The 6,824-nt window shown below is 28.6% G+C and carries 8 protein-coding genes and 1 pseudogene; all 9 read right to left on the reverse strand.

What is annotated here, in order from left to right; genetic code table 11:
- Positions 1–11: 11 nt before the first annotated feature.
- A complete protein-coding gene (locus T324_RS0116170; protein ID WP_028331203.1) occupies positions 12–275 on the reverse strand; it encodes a hypothetical protein in 264 nt (87 codons plus the stop codon).
- On the reverse strand, positions 276–1,088 hold the full coding sequence (locus T324_RS0116175) for a hypothetical protein (RefSeq protein WP_028331204.1): 813 nt from the start codon (positions 1,086–1,088) through the stop codon (positions 276–278).
- Positions 1,081–1,689, reverse strand: a complete 609-nt coding sequence (locus T324_RS0116180; RefSeq protein ID WP_028331205.1) for a glycoside hydrolase family 19 protein — start codon at positions 1,687–1,689, stop codon at positions 1,081–1,083. The genes T324_RS0116175 and T324_RS0116180 overlap by 8 nt, the downstream gene beginning before the upstream one ends.
- Positions 1,679–2,014, reverse strand: coding sequence for a hypothetical protein (locus T324_RS0116185; RefSeq protein ID WP_028331206.1), 336 nt, complete (start codon positions 2,012–2,014; stop codon positions 1,679–1,681). The genes T324_RS0116180 and T324_RS0116185 overlap by 11 nt, the downstream gene beginning before the upstream one ends.
- A gap of 53 nt (positions 2,015–2,067) precedes the next feature.
- Entirely contained in the window at positions 2,068–2,466 is a 399-nt protein-coding gene (locus tag T324_RS0116190) for a LuxR C-terminal-related transcriptional regulator (RefSeq protein ID WP_038375373.1), read from the reverse strand.
- 17 nt (positions 2,467–2,483) lie between these two features.
- Positions 2,484–4,538 (reverse strand): hypothetical protein, encoded by a 2,055-nt coding sequence (locus T324_RS0116195; protein WP_028331208.1) that lies wholly within the window; start codon positions 4,536–4,538, stop codon positions 2,484–2,486.
- 105 nt (positions 4,539–4,643) lie between these two features.
- Entirely contained in the window at positions 4,644–5,777 is a 1,134-nt protein-coding gene (locus T324_RS0116200) for a hypothetical protein (RefSeq protein ID WP_028331209.1), read from the reverse strand.
- A 103-nt stretch (positions 5,778–5,880) separates the two neighbouring features.
- Entirely contained in the window at positions 5,881–6,348 is a 468-nt protein-coding gene (locus tag T324_RS0116205; protein WP_028331210.1) for a hypothetical protein, read from the reverse strand.
- Between the two features lie 135 nt (positions 6,349–6,483).
- Positions 6,484–6,824, reverse strand: a pseudogene (locus T324_RS18200) (hypothetical protein); the annotation flags it as partial.

Consider the following 6,824-nt stretch of genomic DNA (forward strand, 5'->3'; position numbering starts at 1 on the left):
TCTTACTCCTTTTATTCTTTATTATTATTTTTTTTATCATCATCATTATGATTATTGTTTTTTAATATCTTTAAAAAACCTCTTAAATCGCTTCCCATACTGACACTGCTTAAACCTAAAACTATAATAAGCAATGCAATTCCCCAATCCTGATGAGGAGTTAATCCTTTTATTACTATTAAATAAAATACAACAACCCATCCTAAAACAAAGCTGATTATGCTTGTATATATGCTTACTTTTTTATTTGCATTATGTTTGTCTATAAAACTCATTTATCTAACTCCATTATATTTTAAATTGTCGTGAAATATGCCTAGAAGAAACTTCTGCAAATATTCAAGATTTTCTAAAACTATTTCACTGTCTTTAATAGTTGTTTCAGTAAAGTTATTATTGATAAATACATCATAGCTTTTTAATCTGTCTTTAGCGGGTATATTTTTAAGATTTTTTACAAATTCATTGCGTTTGTCATATTGTATTTTATGATTATTATAAATTGATTTATAAATATCTTTGAGTTTATCTAAAATAATCATATAATAGAAGTTGCAAATATTTTCTAACCCTAATTTTTTTATGCTTATAATATCGCTTTTAGATAAAGATGTATTATATATACCTATAATTTCTATTCTTTTTTCTTTTACATATTTTTCAAACTCGGACTTGTTTTTATTAAGTATATGATTATGTGCTATGTAGCTTATGATTTGACTTTGCACTTTTAATGTGCTTTGACTTATTATACTGCTGTATTCTTTATAAACTGTAAGCGAAGTAATTTTATCATCATATTTAAAATTATTGCTGTTGTAATAATCTAATATTTCAGTGTTGCTTTTAGATTCCAACACATCCAGTTCTTTTGGAGCTTCAAAAGCATTAGATACTATTTTATTTTGATTTTCTATAGGTTTTTCTATATTAGTTTTATCATTTCCAAACTCTATAGTACCATCTTTAAGATTTGCTTTTAAGTTAGCTTGTTTATTATGCATAATAAGTTCTTTAACCCATTTCCCTATAATAAGTATTGTTGTACAAATACCTATTATAGATAAAGCAGTCAATATATCAGCCATTTGAACCCTCTAATATTTTTAGTATTCTTTCAAATCTTTTCTGCCTATCATCAAGTCCGTTGTATCCGCCGTTAATAAGTTTTGTAACTCCTTTAACATCGCCTTGACGTGCAAGCAAACCGCAGCCTTTTTCCTGCCAAAATAATAAAGCAATCTCTACAGCATTATTAGGCTCTTTTGCCAAATCTGGATTATTAACTAAATCAGCATTTATTTTTTTACCGTAATTTCTATAATTATTTTTTCCAGTAAGCTGTATTATTCCTCTTCCTCTATATTTATAGCCTTCATCTTGGCCATTACCCAAGTCTTTGCGTCCTCCGTAAACAAAATTGCCTATAGCCTCAGCTCCTTTAATACACAATTGTTTAGCATTATCTAAACTACCAACTCTTTTTTTGAAAACATCAAAAAGTCTTTGAGGAGTATATCTGAAGCTCTCTTCAAGCCTTTTATAATCATTACTTTCATGCGTAGTTTGTGCTAAAAACATAGCAGCTTCTTTTTTATCCGTAATATTGTATTTTTGAAAAGCATTATTTAAAGGTTCTAACCATTTAGAATTAATATTTAATTTATCGAGAATATCTTTATTTATTATCATGTTCAGCTCCTTTCAATTCATATACTTTTACATATTCGCTCTTGCTTTTTTCTTTAGCTATTTGAAGAGTTACTTCTCTTTGCTTTAATACTTTAATTTCTGTTTCTATATTCACTACAGCTTCGCTGTATTGATACGATGTATTCTCATGCATTGAAATGTTATATCCGTTATGCACTATTTTTCCTTCATTCTCTTTTAATATTTTAAGAACATCATCTTTCATAGCCTCAATATTTTCTCTATTCTTTTTCTCATCATTTTTTAGCTTAATATATTTTTCTATTAATGATATTTCTTTTTTATTTAATTTATTATTCATTATGCAGTCCTCATAGATATAGTTTATATATATAACAACTAAAATATAAATATTTATAAATCTATGATTTTTTCTATAATGCCGATTACTCCTTTTTTTATATCATTTTTAATTATTTTTAATTTGTGAGATATATTAGCCTGAGTAGTACCTAATACTGAAGCTATTTGTTCTTGTGTAAAACCTTTAGCATATAAATTTAAAATCTGCTTTTGTTCTTTAGATAATATTGCTACAATCACTTTTCTTATTTTCTTTTCTTCATCATCAGAACAGCCGAAAGTATATAAAATGTTAGAATAAGCATCATTATAACTAGTGCTTTTATTAAGAAATGTATTATCAGCATAGCATTCATTATTTTTTAGACTGTTAGCAAGAACCTTTTCCATATCATTGCATAATTTTTTGCATTCTTTTCTATGCTTACATTTATCACAAGTAATTTTCATAATCTGCCCCCTAAAAATTATAATTGTCTTAGCTTAATTACATTATCAAATATATTGAGTTTGAGTATTTCACACTTGCAAGGCTTTATATAGTAAGTGCCGTTTTCTCTTTTATATTCAAACTCTACTATATCAAATAACTTTAGAAAATCTAAAGTTTCATAATATTCAAATGTATAATATTCTTTTAATAAATATCTGCTTCTCATTATTTCATTAGATAAACTCACAGCATCTTCTTTTCTTTTTAATAAAGTTTCAAACTCTTCATGAGCATTTATTCTATGCCTTTTTTTTGCTTCCTCTTCAAAGTCAGTATTTTTGTATGTGGACTTTAATAAATCATATTTAATACTGCAGCTTGATAAATATTCATCACTTTCTACTGTTTTATCAACTCTTCCCATACAGTATTGTTTTATTTTATATTTAGCTTCATTACTGCGAAATCTTGTACTGGCGACCGCCCGCCTTCGGCGAAAATCTATTTTATTGTCATATATCTCTAATCTTCCTTGTTCTAAAAATGAAAGTTCTCCTATTAAATCAAGTGTAGTTTTTTTATTATCATTATCAAGCAAAACAGCTATTTCTCTTGAACGTTCTTCTTCAATCTGCCAATTTTCTATGTTATAATTTTCTTTAATATATGCTATATTCTCATAATCTTCTAAAATCTCACGCATTAAAGTTAAAGATTTATAAGGAGGGATATCTATTTCTGCATATAACTCATATAAATTATCATTAGTATCTGTTATAGAATGTATTTGTTTATGTCCTTTGAAAATTAACTGTCCTTTTTCTTTATCTAATGTCCATACTCTTTGCTCTCCGTTTCCGTCTTGATAATCTTTAAACTCAGGAATAAATATTTCTAATTCTCCACTTATTACAGTTCCTTCACGTTCTATTATTTCATTTTCGCTCTCTGGTGTTTCTATAAAATATATATGCGGCTTCAATTTATTTTCATCAAGTCTGTCATTTCTATTAACAATATTTTCTATAGCATGTCTTGAAGTGTCGCATATTTCAAAAACTACTTCAGGAATCAAGTCCTGATTTAAAATAGAAGGAGTATAATATTTTATAGGCTTTAATTTTACTATAATGCCGTGTCCTGCTGCTAAAGTTCTGCAGGTGTCAATAATATCTTCTCCGCTTTGCACATTCTCAGGGAAGTTCTTTAAATATGGGTATTCTTTTTCACTGAAAACATTTTTAGGAAGTTCAGCGGAAAAAGAAGCTCTTATATCTGAAGCTGTTATTGTTACAGTTTCTAAAAAAGCGTACTCAGGTTTTTGAATAAAACCAGAAAATATTATTTTTGAATCTTCAAAATTACTTATTTTTGCTAAGCTCCCAGCCTCATTATAAGCTCCTGCCGATTTATTAAAATCGGCAGGCATTCGGCTGTCCGCTTGATAGTCAAATACCTGTCTGACTAAAAATCTATTACCGTACAAGTTGCTAAAATCATCAAAAAGTCCGTCATCATTTCTTAATGTAACAGACATTTCATTTGTTTGAATAGTATCAAATGCAAGCGAATCCCCTTCTATATCCGCTGTATCTATCTCCTCAACTCTAGGCTCTATGTAGATATTATTTAATTCAGTAACTAATCTGTTATTATTGTCAGGCACCGAAGGTGGACAGGCGTCCCATTCACGTGTAGAGAATAATCTTTTTATATTTATAATAATATTCTTCTTGCTGTAAGGAGTTTCAAAGTTATTAAAATGAACAGCTATATAATTAATATTATCTTTTTTATATTGATAATAAGATTTATTCTGTTTATAAAGAGCTTCTAAAGAAAAAACTTCTATATATCCTCTGTCATTATCAATGCTTATAGAACCAATATTAAATAAATTATATAATTCATTTTCTTTTATACTAAATAATTCATCTGTCAAAGACATGCCTTTGGCAAAATAAGAATCTTTGTATAATGAATATATTTCATTAATACTTGCAATCCATACACCTCCAAAAGGTGCGAATATTAATCTAGTATCAGGACTAGAAATATCAAGTTCTATAATATTAGCAAAACTCTTCATTACTATTGCTCTGTTCGCCTACGCTATAATTACATCTATAATAAATTATAGATGTGCTTACCCGTAAGGGTACCTACTCGGTCGGCTCACTTACTCCTATATAACTTATTTCTGCATATACTCTATAACTGCTGAGCCGTCTTGTCCTTTTTCTCCATTAGTAACAACACCATTGCTGTTACTATTAGTACCTCCATTTCCTCCAGCACCAACTATTATTTTTATTTTACTTGCCGTACCAAGCATAGCTCTTGTTACATCTACTATAGCAGCACTTCCGCTTCCTCCGCCTGCTGAACCATATCCATTTATGGAACCATTGCCGCCATTTCCACCGCTTGCCAAAGTAGTATTATTACTAAATATAGCTCCTGTATTTGGATTTTTTTGATTATATCTTGTAGTAGTTGCATTATTACCGTTTATTAATTTCCCTTGTCCGCTTGGAGTTCCGCCTTTTCCGCCATTAAATGTTATAATACCTGTTCTTACACCTATTTGTCCGCCTCCGCATGTTGTTATTGCTTTATCATTTATTAATATTTGGGAGTTACCGCCTGCTGTTGGTTTTGTTCCAACCGTATCTAATAAACCATAATATCCGCCAGCACCGCCTGAACATATATGAACTGTAATACTATTAACATCACTTGGAAAAGTAAACTCATGTGTACCTGCTTTAAAGCTAACAGTTTTTCTTTTTAATGTTTGTCCTTTTCTTTCTATATCATTAATATTCCAATATTTTTTATCTACATAGCCGCCTAGATTGGCATCATATTTCATTGATAATCTTAGATATTTCTCTTTTATTATATTATTCTCATCTTTTACATAAAAGCCTCTGTTTTCATAATCATAACTTGGAAATCCATCACTGACTAATTCACTATATCCGCCTGATATTTCAGCTCTTAAATAATCATTGTCTTTATTATTAGAATCTCTTACTATAACAAGTTTTATAAATCTTAAATCTTGCTTAATTACACCGCCGCTGCTAATATTATCATTGAGTTTTATATTCTCATTTGTTTCAAATAATCTGCCTTCAAACTCGCAAATGCTGCCTGCTAAAATATTTGGAAGTTCTCTGTCTGTATCATTCCAATGATTTAATTTTATGCCATCGAAGGCCGTGTGAAGCATACGCATTTTCTGCATAATAATATTCTGCTGTCTATAGCTGTCTAGTAAATTGCTTGGATTTTCTTCTGGTTCTTTAATTAACTTAAACATTAATACACCTTTATTATTTTTATGTTCGTATTCGGCTTATTATAAGCTAAATACTAAAGTATTTAGCTAGCCTCATACTCACTTTTATTTTTTTATTTATAGTTTAATAAACTTCATTATTATACATATCAAAATAATCTATTTCATAATATCCATCGCCGAAGGCGGTTATTACTAATGGAATATATTTGCTTATTTCCTCATTATTGATTAAATAAAAACCTCCCAGCTCTTCATTATAATAGCAGTCTAAACTGCTTACTATTTTGGCATCTAGGTTTCTGCCGTTATTAATTAATTTTAATAGAATGTATTTATTGCTGTCATTATTTGTATTGTCTGCACTTTCGTGTAATACTATATGCTTTTTAGTTTCATATATTGAATAGCAAAACATACATATAGAACCTTTTCGTATAAACGGCATACTGCTTTTATTGGAGAAATCTATTTTTATACCCTCGAATGCAGTATGCAGAAACCTTGTATGTTTTAATAATTCATTCTGTCTTTTATATGCATCTTCAATGCTAAGAGGTATGCAGGAAGGTTCATAAACGAGTTCAAACATATTATTTAATCCTTATTATTCATAAAAAATTGTTCGCTATAATATGTATGTCAAGTAAACTTGCTATACGCTCACAATTTTTTATTTTATTTCCCTAAATGTTAATTCTGTAGAATACTGATATAAATCATTCTTTCATTTCTTAAAATCTATTTTTTCATTAGTACATACATAGAGTCCAGATTTCATATAATATTTAGCTTTTGATATAGTATTATCTTTTACAATAGTTGTTGATTTGACAGCAGTTCTTTTTTCTATTGTTTCTGTAATTGTATTTGTTCTGCCTGCATATTTAGATAATCCATATTTGCTTATATTATATCTTGCTATATCTGAATAGCCGTTTTCTATAATCTCGTCTGGACTTATTGTTTCTTCTATCCAAACTTGAAGTGCAAAAGGTTCAAAATTACTAATATCAAAAAAGTTTATTATTTTCTCTTTATCATCATTAGTAAGATATGGAAAAGATA

The organism is Brachyspira alvinipulli ATCC 51933 (assembly GCF_000518245.1).
Lineage (GTDB): Bacteria > Spirochaetota > Brachyspiria > Brachyspirales > Brachyspiraceae > Brachyspira > Brachyspira alvinipulli.